This window comes from Arthrobacter sp. 10T413_2 (assembly GCF_056394205.1).
The window spans coordinates 1-16,654 of the sequence record NZ_JBFTHK010000092.1; the positions used below are offsets into that span (position 1 = coordinate 1).

Annotated in this window: 15 protein-coding genes; 5 read left to right on the forward strand and 10 right to left on the reverse strand. The window is 63.8% G+C overall.

Annotated elements, in window-relative coordinates:
- A partial coding sequence (locus AC1DBQ_RS14580; protein WP_476929185.1) for an aldehyde dehydrogenase family protein occupies nt 1–267 on the forward strand: 267 nt, incomplete at its 5' end.
- 26 nt (nt 268–293) lie between these two features.
- On the opposite strand, the gene mmuM is transcribed toward AC1DBQ_RS14580, so the two are convergent.
- Nucleotides 294–1,262, reverse strand: coding sequence for a homocysteine S-methyltransferase (gene mmuM, locus AC1DBQ_RS14585; RefSeq protein WP_476929186.1), 969 nt, complete (start codon nt 1,260–1,262; stop codon nt 294–296).
- A gap of 217 nt (nt 1,263–1,479) precedes the next feature.
- Between mmuM and AC1DBQ_RS14590 the strand changes: the two genes are divergently transcribed.
- From AC1DBQ_RS14590 to AC1DBQ_RS14600, 3 genes are read left to right on the forward strand one after another with little or no spacing between them, the layout of a single operon-like run.
- Nucleotides 1,480–1,917, forward strand: coding sequence for a hypothetical protein (locus tag AC1DBQ_RS14590; protein ID WP_476929187.1), 438 nt, complete (start codon nt 1,480–1,482; stop codon nt 1,915–1,917).
- Nucleotides 1,914–2,666, forward strand: a complete 753-nt coding sequence (locus tag AC1DBQ_RS14595) for a cyclase family protein (protein ID WP_476929188.1) — start codon at nt 1,914–1,916, stop codon at nt 2,664–2,666. The genes AC1DBQ_RS14590 and AC1DBQ_RS14595 overlap by 4 nt, the downstream gene beginning before the upstream one ends.
- A gap of 50 nt (nt 2,667–2,716) precedes the next feature.
- Nucleotides 2,717–3,475, forward strand: a complete 759-nt coding sequence (locus AC1DBQ_RS14600; RefSeq protein WP_476929189.1) for an IclR family transcriptional regulator — start codon at nt 2,717–2,719, stop codon at nt 3,473–3,475.
- Here the strand turns inward: AC1DBQ_RS14600 and AC1DBQ_RS14605 are convergent.
- Nucleotides 3,472–4,272, reverse strand: coding sequence for an IclR family transcriptional regulator (locus AC1DBQ_RS14605; RefSeq protein ID WP_476929190.1), 801 nt, complete (start codon nt 4,270–4,272; stop codon nt 3,472–3,474). The two genes, AC1DBQ_RS14600 and AC1DBQ_RS14605, sit on opposite strands and share 4 nt — an antisense overlap.
- Before the next feature lie 282 nt (nt 4,273–4,554).
- The gene (locus AC1DBQ_RS14610) at nt 4,555–5,994 is read right to left on the reverse strand and encodes an amino acid permease (RefSeq protein WP_476929191.1); all 1,440 of its coding nucleotides are present in this window, start codon (nt 5,992–5,994) and stop codon (nt 4,555–4,557) included.
- Between the two features lie 301 nt (nt 5,995–6,295).
- On the opposite strand from AC1DBQ_RS14610, the gene AC1DBQ_RS14615 reads away from it, so the two are divergent.
- Nucleotides 6,296–7,348 carry a homoserine dehydrogenase gene (locus tag AC1DBQ_RS14615; protein ID WP_476929192.1) on the forward strand — a complete coding sequence of 351 codons (1,053 nt, stop codon included), beginning with the start codon at nt 6,296–6,298 and terminating at the stop codon, nt 7,346–7,348.
- Between the two features lie 1,542 nt (nt 7,349–8,890).
- Here AC1DBQ_RS14615 and AC1DBQ_RS14620 read toward each other — a convergent pair.
- From AC1DBQ_RS14620 to AC1DBQ_RS14650, 7 genes are read right to left on the reverse strand one after another with little or no spacing between them, the layout of a single operon-like run.
- Nucleotides 8,891–9,325 carry a DUF4913 domain-containing protein gene (locus tag AC1DBQ_RS14620; RefSeq protein WP_476929193.1) on the reverse strand — a complete coding sequence of 145 codons (435 nt, stop codon included), beginning with the start codon at nt 9,323–9,325 and terminating at the stop codon, nt 8,891–8,893.
- A gap of 11 nt (nt 9,326–9,336) precedes the next feature.
- A complete protein-coding gene (locus tag AC1DBQ_RS14625) occupies nt 9,337–11,106 on the reverse strand; it encodes a type IV secretory system conjugative DNA transfer family protein (RefSeq protein ID WP_476929194.1) in 1,770 nt (589 codons plus the stop codon).
- A complete protein-coding gene (locus AC1DBQ_RS14630) occupies nt 11,103–12,701 on the reverse strand; it encodes an ATP/GTP-binding protein (protein ID WP_476929195.1) in 1,599 nt (532 codons plus the stop codon). Before AC1DBQ_RS14630 ends, AC1DBQ_RS14625 begins: the two co-directional genes overlap by 4 nt.
- Nucleotides 12,701–14,209 carry an SCO6880 family protein gene (locus tag AC1DBQ_RS14635; RefSeq protein ID WP_476929196.1) on the reverse strand — a complete coding sequence of 503 codons (1,509 nt, stop codon included), beginning with the start codon at nt 14,207–14,209 and terminating at the stop codon, nt 12,701–12,703. Before AC1DBQ_RS14635 ends, AC1DBQ_RS14630 begins: the two co-directional genes overlap by 1 nt.
- A complete protein-coding gene (locus AC1DBQ_RS14640; protein ID WP_476929197.1) occupies nt 14,196–15,506 on the reverse strand; it encodes a TrbL/VirB6 family protein in 1,311 nt (436 codons plus the stop codon). Before AC1DBQ_RS14640 ends, AC1DBQ_RS14635 begins: the two co-directional genes overlap by 14 nt.
- Before the next feature lies 1 nt (nt 15,507).
- Nucleotides 15,508–16,254, reverse strand: a complete 747-nt coding sequence (locus AC1DBQ_RS14645; protein WP_476929198.1) for a DUF8175 domain-containg protein — start codon at nt 16,252–16,254, stop codon at nt 15,508–15,510.
- 27 nt (nt 16,255–16,281) lie between these two features.
- Nucleotides 16,282–16,551: a hypothetical protein gene (locus AC1DBQ_RS14650; protein ID WP_476920056.1), complete on the reverse strand. Its 270-nt coding sequence runs from the start codon at nt 16,549–16,551 to the stop codon at nt 16,282–16,284.
- Nucleotides 16,552–16,654 lie beyond the last annotated feature (103 nt).

The window sequence follows — 16,654 nt, forward strand, 5'->3', positions numbered from 1 at the left end:
GAGGACGCGATCCGGCTGGCCAACGCCACCGAATACGGCCTGGCCTCCTACCTCTACAGCCGCGACTTCAACCGGCTCCTGCGCGTCGCGGAACAGATCGAATTCGGCATGGTCGGCTTCAACGCCGGCGTCATCTCCAACGCCGCCGCACCCTTCGGCGGCGTCAAACAATCCGGACTCGGGCGCGAGGGGGGCACCGAAGGCATCGCCGAATACACCACCACCCAATACATCGGCATCGCCGACCCCTGGGCTGCCATGGGATGACGCGGGGCAGCCATTACCCGGCCCCTTTAGGGACTTACTGACAGCCTGGCCACGGCGGCAATATCAGCCGGGGTAGTTCGACAGCACCCGCCAACGAGCCGGGCGCCAAGTTCACGCCAGATGGGGGTTCCTTCCGCAAGGCTTGAGGGATGTTTACTACCGGGTCCCGCCAGGGGGTGCGCCGTCGCGGCCGGCCGCCATGTCTTGGTGACTGCGTCGTAGCTTTCGCCCGAATTTGGATAGGCGATGAGGGGCGTATCGGTGGCTTTGCCCAGAGCCTCCAAGGAAGGCGAAACCAGCTCCAGCGGCACACAGTTCACGCCGATTGCCGCCACGAGCGGCTGCTCTCTGCACAGCAGAGCCACGTGAGCCAGCGGCGTACCGTCGCTGATGTGCCCTCCGTCCCGCAGCGTGAAGGAGAGCCAGCATTCGACGTCGAACTCCCCTATGAGTGTCAACAGGGCCTCGGCCTCAGCCAATGAAGGCAGCGTCTCACAGGCAAGGAGGTCCGCTCCCGCCTCCACCAGTGCCGCGATCCGAGGCCGGTGGAACTCCAAGAACTCGTTTCGGCTGAGAACGTAGTCACCCCGGTATTCGGATCCGTCCGCGAGGTACGCGCCGTAGGGCCCGACCGATCCGGCGATCAGCAGGGGGCCCGAATCCGGGTTTTCGGCCAGATACTCGCGGCGCGCCTCGTCGGCCAGGCGCACACTCAATGCCACCCGTTCCAGGGCCTCTTCCTCGCCAATGCCGCGCCGCGCAAAACCCAGGGGTGTGGCCTGATAGCTCGCCGTGATGGCGACGGCGGCTCCGGCGCGGAAGTAATCGCGGTGTACGCGTTTGATGAGCTGGGGCTGCTCCAGAAGGACATTCGCCGACCACAAGGGGTCTCCCAGGTCGCAGCCATGCGCTTCAAGCTCGGTGGCGAGTGCACCGTCCACCGTCAGGTTCGCTCCGGCGTCGAGCATGCGTGAAAGCTTGGTATCAGTGGGCATCGTTAGGGCTCCAAGCGGTTCGGGTCGTACTGGCCTGCCGGCCGGACGTGCACCTCATGGTCCGGCAATGCAACGTAGCACAAGGTGGCAACCTCCGTCCGAATGATGTGCGTAATAAGCATTTTTTAATGCTTGTAATGACCATCACTCTATGCCACCATGGCTGTCAAACACGTTTTGCGACCCGCTCAGGAAGAGGCTTCCCGTGAAGATTKAAATGAAATCAGTACGCAAGCTGCGCGTGCATTGGCCCATAGCGCCGGAAACCTTCTCGCGGCTCGCGACCGGCGATGTCGAAGCATTCACGGATGAAGCGGGCATCGCGGCCCTGCTCCAGGCTTTGTCGGACTCCCCCGACTTAGGGGACTTTGGCACCTACCGGCATGTCTTCGAATCCGGCCTGGGTTTCGAGGGATTCACCTGCACTGAAGGCGCGAACCCTACTTTGGGGCAAGTGGGCCAGCGGACAATTTCACCCACCTTTGTCTGCACGACCTATTTCGATGCCGCGCTCGATGACGCCGTCGTGGAACGGTTCCTGCAGCACATCGTGGAGATCCACCCCTGGGAAGTACCGGTCATCGAACTGGCAGGGCCCATCAGCGTCTCCAGCAYAGCCCTTCCGGCAGTCCTTGAGTGCAAGGCAGCATCATGATTGAAGCAGCAACGACCGGACTTTGGGACGGCTTGCAGTCGCTGCTCGCAGGCAGGTCCTTTACCGACCTGACGCACGCCTTTCACCCCGGCCAGCCGCATTTCCCGGCATTCCCCGACGAAACCCGGGAGACCGTTTTCGATCTGGAGAGGGGCGACGGGTTCACCGCTCACCGTTATTCGATCATCGGCCAATGGGGAACACACGTTGATCCCCCCTCGCATTTCATCCGCGGGGGACGAACCCTGGACCAGATCCCTGTCGAGGACATGGTCCTTCCGCTGGTCGTCCTGGACATCACCGCGCGGGTCACCGCCAATGCGGACGCCACCCCCACGATCGAGGACGTTCAGGCGTGGGAGCGCCGCAATGGTGCCATCGCGCCCGGGTCCTTCGTGGCGTTGCGGACAGGGTGGAGTCACCGTTGGCCCGATACTGGCGCCATGGCAAACAGGGATGATGAGGGCATCAGCCGCACGCCGGGATGGTCGCAGGAAGTCCTCTCCTTCCTGATCGAGGAGCGCTCGGTGACTGCCGTCGGCCATGAACAGACGGACACGGACCCGGGGAGTGCTACGTCCCGCCAGGATTTCAGCCTGGAGACGTACGTCCTGGCGCAGAACCGGTGGCAGATCGAGCTGATGGCGAATCTGGAGGGACTTCCGGAAGCGGGCGCAGCCCTCGTTGCGAGCTGGCCGAAGCCGCTGCAAGGCAGCGGTTTTCCGGCCCGGGTCTTCGCCATCCACTAGGACACGTTCGTCCAGTGACTAGAATCGGTTCCATGTCTAAGACGTCCAGCATGGGCCGGGGAATCATGGCTGTCCTAGCGGTGGGCGCCCGCAGCGCAGGAGGCCTGCCTGGCGGAACGGTCGCTGACATAGCAGCCGACCTGGGTAAGGACCGCAGCCAGGTTTCGCGCAGCCTGCGGACCGCCGAGCAGGAGGGGTTTCTGGCGCGCGGAGACCACCGGTCCTACACCCTGGATTGGTCGCTCCTGACAGACGCACAGCTATTGACAGACCAACGGCTGCAGACCGATAGTGCGACCGCCCTGGAGGGCCTGGCGGGTGAAACTGATKAGGGATGCTTCCTTGGCATTCTGCGCGGCGACAGTACGGTCACCATCGGTGAGCGTGTTCCGGAAAGTAGCAACATGGTCGGTTCCTGGCTTGGCCGGCCCTACCCGGCCTTTTGCAGTGATGCCGGCCAGGCACTGCTGTGGGAAGCGTCGGACGCCGAGGTCCAAACCATATTCTCCGGCGTTCCCTTCGTGCGCCATGGCCCCAATACTCCCGTTGACGTGGAGGACTTCCTGACACGACTGCGCGGTGCGCGGCACCGGGGGTATTCCATTGTCGACGAGGAAGCCGAGCCAGGGCTGTACTCCCTGGCCGTTCCGATTCACGATTTCAAAGGCGACGTGGTGGCAGCGCTTCAGGTCGTGGGCCCAAAGACACGCCTGGAGCCAAAGCGGGAGTTCTGCGCCGCGGCTCYCAGGTCTTGGGGAAAGTGGCTCGAGTCAACGCTGGGCCATGCGGTACCGGAGAACCACCTTTAGCCGGCACGGTCCTTCGGGCCCGCGGCGCCCCGGATGCGGCCCTCGCAGGATCCCAGCCGTTCGGCAGCGGCCGTGAGGGCCTTGACYAGGTCATCGGTGCTGGATKCGATCTCAGCCCGGCTGCCCAGGACGCTGAGCGCGGCAAGAATGGATCMTTCAGCAGTGCGGACCGGCACTGCGAGTTCGTAGACTCCGTGCTCGAATTCTTCCTCCGCGACAATGAAGCCCCGGGCCCTGTCCCGTTCCATCAGTTCGGCGACTTCCTGGGGCGAATGCGCCGCTCCCGGACCGCCCACTCCGATGAAATTGACGTCCTGGAGGAGGGCTTGAACGGCCGGCTGCTGCTCATCCCACAGCAGCGCCCGGCCGGACCCGGTACACCATACGGGCGTCACCATGCCGGGTTTCACGAAGCTTCCGGGGACCGCGTCATTGCTGGAGGCACGCAGGAGAATGACTCGGAAGCCCTCGCGGACGGAAACTCTGGCTCTCAGGCCGAAAGAAGCCACCAAAGCCTCGAGTTCGGCTCTTGATTCGCGGACCCAGCCGGCATTCAGCGCTGCGGCAAGGCTGAAAAAGCGCGGGCCGGTTCGGAAAGGTCCGCGTTCGACACGTTCCAGCAGTCCCAGCTCGCACAATTCCTGCGTCAACCGGGAGACACGGCTTTGTTCCATGTCCAGCTCGGATGCGAGCTGGGAAACGCCGAGAAGCCGCCTGCCCCACTTCTCCCGGTCTGCGACCAGCCGAACTATTCGAAGCCCTTGGGCCATGGACGACGCTTCCGAGGAAGAATCCATGCTCCACGCTCCTTCCGCCCGATAACTACGCCTATTCTCACATGTGTTCATCATTGACCAGGACGCGGTTTCCTTGTGCCCACACGGTGTAGAGGACCGCGAGTATCGCTGAATTCGCTGCTTCCAGTTCAGCGGGATCGATTTCTGCGCTTCCCTGCCGCCCGAACAGCACGACTTCGTATCCAGGGGAAACGTCCGCCTGGTTTATCCGTTGGACAGCTTCGCGGCCGGGGACGAGAGTCCCCGGCCGCGAAGCTGAGTAGGCGTTGGCTGACGATGGCGTCAGGACAACTTGTCGGTGCGCGTCTTGCGTCCGTATTTGAAGTGGAAGAAGGCGTAGCAGGCGCCCACAAATGCAACACCGAAATAGAGGGMTGCTACCTGGTTCGGGTCAAAGGCGATGCCGACGAGGGAAATGAGGCAAAGCGAGAAGGCCAGGATCGGAACCAGCGGGAACAGCGGGGCCTTGTACGGAAGGGCAGCCACATCGCCGCCGTTCTTGACGAAGGACCTTCTGTGGAAAAAGTGCGAGGCAGTGATGGACATCCAGACCCCGACGACGGCGAATCCCGCCACAGAGACGAGAGCCAGATATACCGTTTCGGGCGCTACGACGCTGCTGATCAGTGACGCCAGGCCGCCGAGCATGCTCACTGATAGCGCGGTCATGGGGATCCCCCGCCGGGTCAGTTTCTTCAGCGCCCGGGGGGCGTGCCCCTCGTCGGCAAGGGAGTAGAGCATCCGCGCGCAGGAGAAGAGTCCGCTGTTTCCGGCCGAGAGGAGTGCAGTGATGATGACGAAGTTCATGATGTCAGCGGCAAAGGGAATGCCGATGGATGAGAAGACCGTCACGAACGGGCTCTCATCCAGTCCGACCTCCGCGAACGGGATGGTGGCGGCGATGACAGCGATTGCCCCGACGAAGAAGATCAGCAGACGGATCACTGTGCTGCGCATCGCCTTGGGGATGCTGGTGGCCGGATCGGCCGTTTCGCCCGCTGCCACGCCGATGAGTTCAGAGCCGGAGAAGGCGTAGAAAACTGCCAGCGCAGTGACCAGGACACCGGAGAAACCGTTGGGGAAGAGCCCGCCGGAGGTGTTGAAGTTCTCAAACAGGAAAGGGTGGTTTGCCCCCTCGCTGAGCGGGTGGAAGCCGAGCAGCGCCGCGCCGCCGAAAACGATGAGGACCAGGATGGCGCCCACCTTGACGATGGCGAACCAGAACTCGGACTCGCCAAAGAATTTCGACGAAACTGCGTTGAAGCCGAAGAGGACCGCGGCGAAGATGACGCACCAGACCCAGACGTCAACACCCGGGAACCACCGCTGCATGAGGAGACCGGAGGCCGTAAACTCCGATCCGATGGCCACTGCCCAGCACAKCCAGTAGAGCCAGGCGGTGGTGAACMCGGTGGCCGGCCCGATTGACCTCGCCGCGTAGATATGGAAGGCGCCTGAGACCGGATAAGCGATGGCCAGTTCGCCGAGGCAGGCCATCACCAGGTACACAACAAAGGCGCCGATGAGATAGGCGATGACAGCTCCGAGGGGCCCGGCCTGGGAAATGGTGTAGCCCGAGCTCAGGAACAGCCCGGAGCCGATCACCCCACCCATGGCGATCATGACCAGATGCCGCGCCCCCATGGACCGCCGGAGCCCGGAGTCGGTCGACGGGGGAATCGTGGGCTGTGGTTCTAGCTGGACGGACGATGAGGGTTCCATGGTTTCTCCCAGATGAGTGGACAGGTCTGATGCGAAGGGTGCGCCCGACGCCCCGGCGTGCGGGACAGGCCGCCTCKAGCTGCGCAGCACCGATAGTGATGAAAGTAACACGAAAACCACTTTTTGGTCATTAAAAACATTTAAACATGCCTATGTTGCACGTAGGTTACCTCGCGGTGTAGATGCCGAATCGGCAGTCAGATGGTCAATTCGCCCTGTTTTTCGGTCACAATCACATGCACTGACGGACATGGAATGCAGACAGCATTGGAGGACCGATGTAACTGATTGAAGGAGCACCATGACCACCTACGACATTGCCCTGATCGGCTTCGGCGGCGTTAACAGGACGCTGGCCGAACTGATCGCAACACGCGGCGAGACACTTCACACCGATCTGGGCTTCGGCCTGCGGGTCGTGGCCATCACCGACCTGCGCCTGGGCTCCCTGGTCCAGCCCGAGGGCATCGACCTCTCCATCGCCCTCAAACTGGACGGTGGCAGCGAAACCTTCGCCAAGTACGGCGGATCCGCGGACACCAATAACGAATCAGTTATCCGCAACTGCACCGCTGACATCATCTGCGAGGCCACGTTCACGAATCCCGACGACGGCGAGCCAGCAGTTTCGCACGTGCGGTGGGCACTCGAATCCGGAAAGAGCGTCTGCACGACGAACAAAGGCCCCGTTGCCCTCCGCGGCGCCGARCTGACCGCCCTGGCCGAACAGAACGGCGTGCACTTCGAGTTCGAGGGTGCCGTCATGAGCGGCACCCCCGTCATCCGCCTCGCMAAGAAGATGTTCGARGGGCTGAAGCTGAACGGCTTCGAAGGCATCCTCAACGGCACCAGCAACTATGTGCTCGGACGGATGGAAGCCGGACTGGGCCTCGACGCTGCCATCAGYGAGGCRCAGGACCTCGGCTAYGCCGAGGCAAACCCCGCAGCAGACATCGAGGGGTACGACGTTCAGCTCAAGGTCCTCATCCTCGCCAATGAGCTGCTCGATGCAGGCATAGAACTCAAGGACGTCCAGCGGCAGGGGATTTCGGCCGTGACGCCGGAGAATATCCGGAAGGCAGCCCGCGAGGGACGCCGTTGGAAGCTCGTCGGTGCSGCGCGGCGGAACCCGGACGGSTCAGTKACGGCAGGCGTATCCCCCGTMGCACTCCCCCTCGACCATGGGCTGGCAGGGGTTTCYGGCGCGACCAATGCCGTGTCCTTCGACACCGACCTTCTGGGCGCRGTGACGGTCTCRGGACCGGGGGCCGGCCGTGTGGAGACCGCCTACGCTTTGCTCTCTGACATCATCGCCATGCACGCAGCCAGGACGGGAGCAGTYGCAAATGCCTGAATCCACACTGTGYTCGACAGAAACCGCGCTGCCGCAGTTCCGCGATGTGACGAGCCCCTTTGACGGCAGAGTGATCGGCGCGGTGTCGCTGACCGAATCCKCTGCCGGCACAGCCGTKATCGAAACGGCCCGCATCGGCGCCCGGAAAGCACGKACACTGTCCCGMAACGCACGCGGGAAGATACTGGACGGCGCCGCAACGGRGATCGAACAGCTCKCGATCCAAATCATCAAGGAAGAAGAACCGCTCCAACACCGACTGTTCCGGAGCATMATGCGCATACCGCCCGTACGCCGCTTCTCGGCAGCCGTTAAGTATTCACCAGCCATGCTCTCTCAACGATCGACGCTATCAATCGTTGCGGTCGGATTGATCCTTAGCGCTACTTTTCCGCCGGAATGGTCCTCGACCCCGTACTGAGAACGCTTGCAGAAGGACCAAGACCTACGTAAAGGACAGATATATGGTCACCGCATCTTCCCGACTGCCCCTCACGGCCAAGCACTGCGACGCTCGAAAGGAGGCTGTCGCGTACATATCGCGAGAAGAATGCCAGACCATGATCCRACCTTTGATTCTCGAACTTTCCGTCAACCTCAGCTACCTGGCTGCAATTCTGAAGGCATCACCGACGGACCCGGCTCAAAGCTCCGACGACCTAGCCGCACTGGCATGGATTCATCGAACCCTGGCTCCTGTTGACCATGCCGGCGGGCTACCGCTCCTCCCTTCCACGCCAAGGCATCTGGTGAGTTCGCACTACTGGTCACGTCCCTGCGAGTAAGGAATCATCACCTGGAACATTGCTCCCCGTTGTCTCGTCGTAGCCGTTGAAACCCGAATGGAATTAGACGCCGCCCTGAATGAAACGGTGGATCTCCTGAAGCCGACGGCGATGGCTGAACAGGTCGGTATCTCGGTGACGCGGCTCGCCCCGAACCGTTATGAAGCGCGTGTCAACAKCAACGTCCCCCCCCGGGCGTGACAATCGAAATGTGGGGGAACGAGCTGAGATAAATGAGCGCCAGAGACGTGCTGTGCCAGCCAGGTTGGCTGCTCGCTGCACACCTGAGTTTCGCCGGCGACGGTCAAGGAAAGGGCGGCTGGCAGAGGGGGCCGACCACTCCCCCAATCATCGCCGAAACCCGCGGCTACTCCCCCACAACCATCCAACGCCACGCCGMCAACTCCACCACCTGCGCTTCCCAGGCTCCCTTTCTCACGCACGCTCCGATACTCGTGTGTCCGGTTGATGTACACCCCAACCTGACMTCAGATAGCAACGAAAAGGCCGTCAGGATAGGGTCCGGATAGCAGTTCCTGCGCGTATCCGCCGAACACTCTTAGGTTCAAACCTGACAGCCGGGTATTCGGGCTGAAGGTAGGCACCGCTGCCCMAACMGCGGACAATCCTCATGGGTTATCCACCGCTACTGCTGCCGGGGAGCTACCCCATGGCTCCMAATGTCCAGCCGTGGATAACCCGAATTGACCCCAATTATGGACAGCTTTAGAGGCACCTAGTTTTTCCAGCRTCACCTTTACTGAACTCGCACGTCGGGGAACCAGCCGTTCGGGGCCTTTCTGGGTTCCAGGTGTTCAGGGTCCCGGTGCTTTTGCATGTCGCATTTGTAGAACGGTCCGCGCGGGTCGAGGAGCACGCTCATGTGGTGGTCTGCGTGGTCTTTGAACCACACGCTGATGCCCGTGGCCCCGTCGAGTCGTAGGTGTTCCCAGGCACGCCACAGCGCTTCTATCCGGGAGACTGCTTCGGGGTGGAAGTACCACTCGACGCACCATTTAGCTGCGCGGCCGTCGACGTCGCGGACGTAGGTGGGCAGCAGCTGCTCGTGCAGGAACTCTTCGGCGGAGCCGTAGACCAGTTCCGGTGGCTTCTGCTCCTCCCCCGCCGTGTGGGCGGGCTCTTCTGCGCTGGTGCTGGGCGCTTCGCTGAATCGGCCGATGTCGATGGTCATTCCAGAACCTCCTACCCGGTGACCCAGGGGTTGGCGGCAGCTGCTGCAGCGAGCGGCACTTCTTCTTCCTCCGGCCGGGGGCTGTACTTCTTGATGGACGCCTCCACGGCCTCCTTGTGCGGTCCGGTGTACCAGGGCAGTGTGCGGACCAGGGTGGCGGGTGCGCCGGAGGCAAGGACGACGGCGCGGCCGCGGTCGAGTTCGGCGAGGTTGGAGACGTCGAAGATGCGTTCCTTGCCCTCCTGCCGGGAGCGGCTGGAGCCGGACTTGCCGGAGGAGACGGAGACGTTCGTGTAGCTGTAGTCCCCGATCAGGTCCGAGAGCGCGCGGAGGAACCCTTCTTCGGCGACGCCGCCGCCGTAGACCTTGACGTTCGCGGCCGACCAGATTTTCCGCATGTTCGCCTCGCCCCACAGTTCGACGCCCTGGGACCAGGACTGCAGGATGCCCATGACGATCAGGCCCTTGGACCCGTAATGGCTGAACTGGTCCGGCAGGGCTGCCCAGCGGACGACGTTGGCCAACTCATCGAGGGCGAACAGTGCAGGTTTGGGCAGGCGGCCGCCGCTGCGTTCGGCGCGTTCCTCCATCGCCTCCGCGATGGCCACCGTCAACGCTGTGGTGAGCGGGGCGGCTGAGCCGGCCCCTTCCTTGGAGAGGATGTAGATCGTCTCCCGGGAGGCAGCGAAAGCGTGCGGGTTGAACTGCCGGCGGGCATCCGTGGCCACCGTCGCACCGCCTGTCGGTGCCACCCAGCGCAGCGTGTTCCTGCTCTTGAGGCACTGGATCATCTTCTCGGCGGTGCCGAAGATKCCGTCGCGCTGCTTGTCGGCAAGCTTCAGTGTGGACTCCAGGCCTTTGTATTGCAGCTCGTAGTCGTGCTCTTTGAGGATTTCGATGGGTTCCTGGCTGACCTGCTCCGTCACCCACAGGTACACCTGAGTGATGGGAAGCTCCCCGAGCGCGGCGGCGAGGAAGTACGAGGAGAGAATGTCTTCGGCTTTCGGGTCGAAGTAGGCATCCGGCTTGGACCCGGGGACCCGTGAACCGACCGAAAAGTGCTGGGTGAGTTTGTAGGCCTTCTCTTCGTCGGTGACGTAGGAGAGGGGGTTCCACCACCAGTCCGGTTCCTCCTGCGCGATCTTCTGCGGATCGAACACCCACACCGGGCCGGTGGCTTCTCGGACGCCACGGGTGCCGTCCACCACGTCGCGCTTGTTCGAGGTCGAGACCACAGCCCCGGGTGCGTCCAGGATCGCGGGCATGACCCGTGAGGTCGACTTACCTGTCCGGGGACCCCAGATATCGAGGCTGAGATCTTCCCAAGACTGAATGAACTTCTGGCCGGTGGAGACAACCTTGCCCACCACGATGCCCGGAGCGTCCGTCACACCCAGCCGCTCGGCCGTGGCTTTCGCGCCCTTCGCGGAGAACGCGGCCAGGGATTTACCCCGCCCCAGGTACCGGGCCGCTTTATCGACGCKGGCACGCTTGGACGCGCCCTTCTTCCAGGCCACGAGCACGACGATGGCCAGAACCACGACCACCMCTGCCATGAGGGCGGCMGCGACGGTTGCCTGAGTTGGCCAGGGCACCCGGMCCTTGATGAGCCCGGCGACCAGATCAATCGGGTGTGCGGGCGGTGCGTCTATGCCGGCCATCCAGGAACCAAGGTGGGCGGCCGCGTAGGTCCCGCCGCCGAAGGTGATGATGAAGCCGATGGCGAACCAGACCAGCAGGGCATCGCCGGGGCCCATGCCTTTACGGTTGGGTGCGCTCACAGCGTGCCTCCTTCAAGGGGTACGTCAGAGGTCATGGGCTCGAGGAGGGTGTCCGGGGTGTCACGCCACTTACCCTCGGTGTCGTTGACTCCATCCGGGCCTTGCTCAAGCGATGTCAGTCCCACCAGGACCGGGATTCCGGGCCGGCCGCCGACCTTGATCAGGAATTTCCCGCGTCCGGGAGGTTCGACGTCGAGKCCGCGGGAGTCCCAGGCGGGCGGGTCCTGCCAGGAGATGAGCTTCTGCTGCTCCTGGCKGGAGAGCGGAATAGCCGAGGTCAGCAACGGCATTTCGGAGGCGGGGAGGCCGCCGCAGATGACCATGCCGGAGCGTTCCACGAAGCCGCGGGCCTTCATCCGGTCCTCTTCCGCCGGCAGCGCCAGCAGGTCGGACATGGTGTGGGAGATCATGATCTGCCCGACACCCACGGAGCGGTTGAGGCGGGTCAGGGCGTCCACCCGGTCCACCATGCCTTTGCCGGCGCGCAGCGCCCGCCACAGCTCATCYAGGACMACGAAGTAGTTCCGGCGCGGTTCCAGCCCGGCGTCGGCGAGGGCGTTGGCGACGTTGACGGTGCCGAAGCCGTAGGACCAGCACGCGAGCAGCACGGCGGCCTGCAGGTCGGTTTCGGTCTCGTCAATGCTGGAGACATCGAAGACCACGGCCCGGTCGCGCATCATGGGGTTCGTGGTGTGCCGGGAGAAGATTTCTCCCAGCTTCCCGCMACCGGTCAGACCCAGCAGGGTGGCTTCCAAAGCGCGGGTTTCCTGCAGGTAGACGGCCATGTCGCCGCGATCCAAGGCCACATGCCGTAGCTCGTCGGGTGCGGAGATGATCACGTCCAACAGGTCCTTCAGGACCGGGACACCGTCGAACCGGTCATCGAGGACCCGCAGGGCCCGGTCCAGGATCGTCTGTTCCTGATCGGTGGGCGGGTTGTTCCGGCTGATGGTGATCAGGGAGACAACCATGGTCAGGCGACGGCCGTGCGCGTCGGCGCGGACCCGGKCGGCGTCCTCATGGTGGCCGCTGTCTTCGAGCAGCTGCGCGGCTTCGACGGCCTGGCCGGGATCGAGGATGTTCAGGTAGCCCACGCCGCGGCCGAGCTTGATGACCTGGCCGCCGAGCGCCTGGACCGCTTTGACGTGCTCGCCTTTCAAGTCCCCCAGGATCAGGGGGTGGACGCCTTGAGCGGAGAGGCCGATGAACATCCGGCGCACCACGGTGGACTTTCCCAGCCCCGGCTTGCCCAGGATGAACGCGGACGGATTGGAAATCAGGCGTGCCCGCTGGAACCAGCTGATCGGGTCACAGCAGACCGTGGCCTGGGTTTCCTCATGGCGTMCGAGCGGGACGCCGATCATGGGCGAGGACGCCCCGGAGGAAAACGGCCACAGCCCGCAGACCTGGACCGTGGTTCCCCGGTATTCCGTCACGGACGGGACGAGCTGGGCCATGCCGCCGCCGCGTCCGGTCCAGCCCCGGGCAGCGGGCCCGGCCTGGCGCGGTTCCTTCTCAGCCTTCTTCTTCGGCGCAGCTTTGACCGGTGCTGCAGCCTTCCTGGCAGGGCGGGTGAAGAGTTTCATGCGGGCCATTACAGGGCGTCCTTAATCTCGGACGGCACCATGCTGTGCTTGGGAAGGACCAGACCCAGGGGCAGCGACGCGGCGAACGCCGTGTCCTGCGCGCCGTAGGCCCGGCGCAGCAGCACCCGGGCAGTACCGGAAGTCTGCTCCACGGCCGCGACAGCGTCGGGGAGGCGGTCCTTATCGGTCACGGTGGCCGTGACGACCATGCCGAAGTTCACCAGCCCGGCGCCCTGAGCCTCCTCCTGCGCGGTCTGCACAGCGGAGCGGGCATCGACCAGGGCGCGGGCGGAGGGCCGGGTCCCGGAGGTGATACGGACGTTGGCGTTGTTCTGGTCCCGCTCMACCACGGCGGCGGCACGGGCCGAATCCATCGGACGGTACAGCAGCGAGATCCGCTTGCGGTCAATGTCCCCGTGCGGGGCCAGCAGCCGCGACAGCACTCCGGAGTTCACCGACCCGCKCGGGGCGCCGGTCATGGTCCAGGAGACGGAGAACGCGCTGTCATGCCGGTAGTCATCCCAGCTGGCCTGCGTCGCGGAGGGACCGACGTCGCCCCAGGTCAGGGACACCGGGGAGCCGGCGGCATGCGCTTGATCAATGATCAGGGCAGCGGGAGGATCGTAGGCGATCCGGACGACCTCGCAGAGTTCCTGCCCGGACATCGGACGGGCGATCCCGGCACCGGTGGACTGCAGCCGGGCCGACAGGCCCGGGATCCGGGATGCCAGGTCCCGGGCCACGTCCTCCGGTGTGCGCTTCTTCGATCCTGCCCGMAGGGAGGCGTTGAACGACAGGGACACCCAGGCCCGGACCGTGGCCGAACCTTCCGGATACGTCTGCACGACCTCGTTGAGCACGTTCCTGGCAAAATCCGGGGCGTTCGGGTCGATGTTCATCATGACCTCATTGCGGAGCCGGTAGCCGGAATCCGGTGCTGTCTCCACCGTCACSGMCGCGGCGTCCAAGCCCGCTTCGTCCMCGAGGCCGGCGAGCCAGCCGCCCCAGTTCGCCACCCACGCATCGACCTGCTCCGGGTCCACCAGGGACGCACCGTCGGGCTCGGTGGAGAAGATCACGGTGTAGTGGCTGGTGGCAGGCACATGCAGCAGCGCGAACGGACGCTTGTAGGAGTCGGTGAATTCGTACAGGGTCGACATCGCGGCAAGACCGGGCAGCTGGTACATGCCCCACTCCGTCACGCCGAGGGGGCCGGAACGGTAGAGATTCGTCCCGGAGGACCTGGAGAGCCGGAAGCTCATCCGTGTTCCGAAACGGTCAACCACGGACTGGCCGTGCTTGTCCTTGACCGTCAGCAACAGCGCGGCCGCCCCGGCCACGGCCAGKACAGCGAGGCCCGGGAACAAGCCCCAAATGGCGAAGCTGATGATCCCGGCCAACAACCCGGCCATGACAATGCCGGTGCCGATCGCGCCCAGGTTACCCAACCCGGCAGAACGCGGAACACGCCAATTGCCGTAAKACGGTTCCTTGTATTCGGTATTAATTGCTGCCACTGGGGCCCTCCACTGTTTCTGATTGGCCGGTTGAATCCTGCGCGGTCTGGTGTGCGGCCCGGGAAACCCTGGACGCTGCTTGTGCTCCTACGGCGACGGCCATGCCGGCCGGACCTGCGGCCTTCGCCGCACCCGACGCGGCACCTGCGCTGCCGGCKGCAGCCCCTGCCCCGGTGCTKCCTGCTGTCCCCGCAGTTGCGGCCCTGGCTGCCCCACCCGGAGCGGCAGCCCCGGGTGTCGGCCGGCCTCCGCTCCCCTTCGGGCCGAGTGTTCCGTTGCTGCCCTTCGGAGATGCGCCTGACTGGTTGCTTTGTGTACTCGCCGGGGTCGGGGCGGCAGTGCCMTTACCGCTGCCACCGCGGCCCAGGGACACAGCGCCTGTGGCCATGGCCCCAACGGCAGCCCCGGCCCCCGCTCCCCCGCCCGAGGCGACGGCACCAACCATCGGCGTCACGAACCGCATCAACGCCGGCAAAGCGAACAGGGCCACAACCATCAACGTGAAACCCGTGATGGACCCGATCAGGCCGTCCTTCCCTCCGTTGCGCCCCATGAGCAGGAACGCAACCGAGTACACGATCGCCGCAGCCGGTTTGTAGAGAATGAACGCGATCGTCCAGCCAATCGCCTTCTGGAACCACTGCCTGCCCATCTCCGTKTTCGTGAAAGCAGCCGTGGTGGGCAGGATGCCCGCCAGGATCACCAACATGCCGCTGCGGACCACCATCAAAACGATCTGGACGAGGGAGGCAATCAGACCGATCAGCCCCAGGATGATGAGGATAAACACGCCGACACCCGTCTGGTTGGCCAGCACGAGGATCTTCATCGACTCGGCAAAGCCCTTGCCATCCGTGGAACGCTCGATGATGGCGGCCGAGAAAGCATCCGCGGCGATTACCAGGATCGAGATGACACCCAGGCCCAAGCCACTGACAAGTGTGAGCGTGATGAGGAACCGGACTAGGACCTTTAGCGGTGCTCCGCGTTGTTCCCAGATCATCCGGATGCCACCGAGAATGACCGCGAGGACCGCCAGCGTCAGAGTCCAGACCATCAATTCGCTGTTCACCATGGAGACGACGGGGCTCGGCGTTGCACCGTMGGAGCTGGCCAGGTTTACCGTGGGCATCKACACCCAGAAGGTAGACAGAGTCGTCACCATCTGACTCATGCCCTCCATGATGGCCTTGGCAAGGTTGTGGATTGCGTCGTCCGCAATCCCCGCCGCCACATTGCTGGCACCCTGTGCGCCCCAGCAGGCCACGTCCCAGACTTCACATGCTTTATCTGCCATGTCAGACACCAGCCCACGGGATAAACGAACTTAGGTCACTGATCCGGCGCACTGCGCCGCCGCCAGCGGCCGGGATATCGAGTTTCCAATCGCCGTCCTCCCAAAGCAGCGACGTCGAGAAAGCACCATATCCTCCATCGGCGCTCTTGATGGCCAGTTCCACGACGGCCGTTCCGGGCGTATACGAATGGATGATAAACCCTGCGATCTGAACCTTCGGCGAGGTTCCACTGCCGACGTCCTTCCCTTCCTTTATGGTCTGTACAGCCTTGTCCCGCGAAGGGCTGTCAGCTGAAAGCTCCAGGTAAACCTGTTTTGCATAGCCGTTGAACGACGCCGCCCAGATGTTCACCGTTGCGTACAGGGCTCCTGTGGGKGAATGAGCAAAGCACGACCTCAAACCGTCCTTTCCCACAGTGCCAGGGCCGGCCGTTGATGGATCGCTGGGAACGGCCATGGTTCCGAGCAAGTCCCATTTGGATTTGGGCGCTGCTCCCAGTGCTGTTTCCGTGCTTGAGGGCAGTCCGCAGACGCTTTTGCCTGCAACTGTCGTGGCGCTGGGGCTGGCTGTGGCMGGGTTGGCGGATGCTGCTGCTCCCGGCGCTGGCTGGGCGTTGTCCTGTCCTTTGGGGAGCAGGAAGATGACGACGGATGCTGCAGTCAGCGCGACCACCAGCGCGGCAGCAATGATGAAACCGGGTTTGGTGAACGGATTGCTTTGGGTGGTGCTCTCTGTTGACTGGCTCATGGTGAACCTCCCGTTGTTAGTGCTGGCTTAGACGAAKGCGCGGACGATGCCCGAGGCGCCGGTGATGATGATGCAGCCCATCAGGACCCAGCCGAGCTTGCCGATGGCTTGGGCTCCTTCGCCGCGCTGGAGCTGGATGACCATGCCGATGCCGACAATGATCACGCCCAGGACGCCGAGAACCAGACCGATGCCGGAGGCCCAGTTCAGGATCGTGAGCAGGCCACCGGCCTGTGCCGGGACGACCGGGGTGGGGTTGGGGATAACGCTTCCGTCAAGTGCAGCGAAGGGGTTCATGGTGAGACCTTTCAGTTGGTGGTGCTGGGTGTGGTGTCGGTAGCCAGGGCGGCCAAGTCAGTGATGAAGCGTTGGTATTCGCGGGCCGGCGGCGGCGTTGTGG

Coding starts and splice junctions, on each gene's coding strand:
- AC1DBQ_RS14595 (WP_476929188.1), top strand. CDS start 1,914: ATGATTGAAGCAGCAACGACCGGACTTTGGGACGGCTTGCAGTCGCTG.
- AC1DBQ_RS14620 (WP_476929193.1), bottom strand. CDS start 9,325: ATGACCATCGACATCGGCCGATTCAGCGAAGCGCCCAGCACCAGCGCA.
- mmuM (WP_476929186.1), bottom strand. CDS start 1,262: ATGCCCACTGATACCAAGCTTTCACGCATGCTCGACGCCGGAGCGAAC.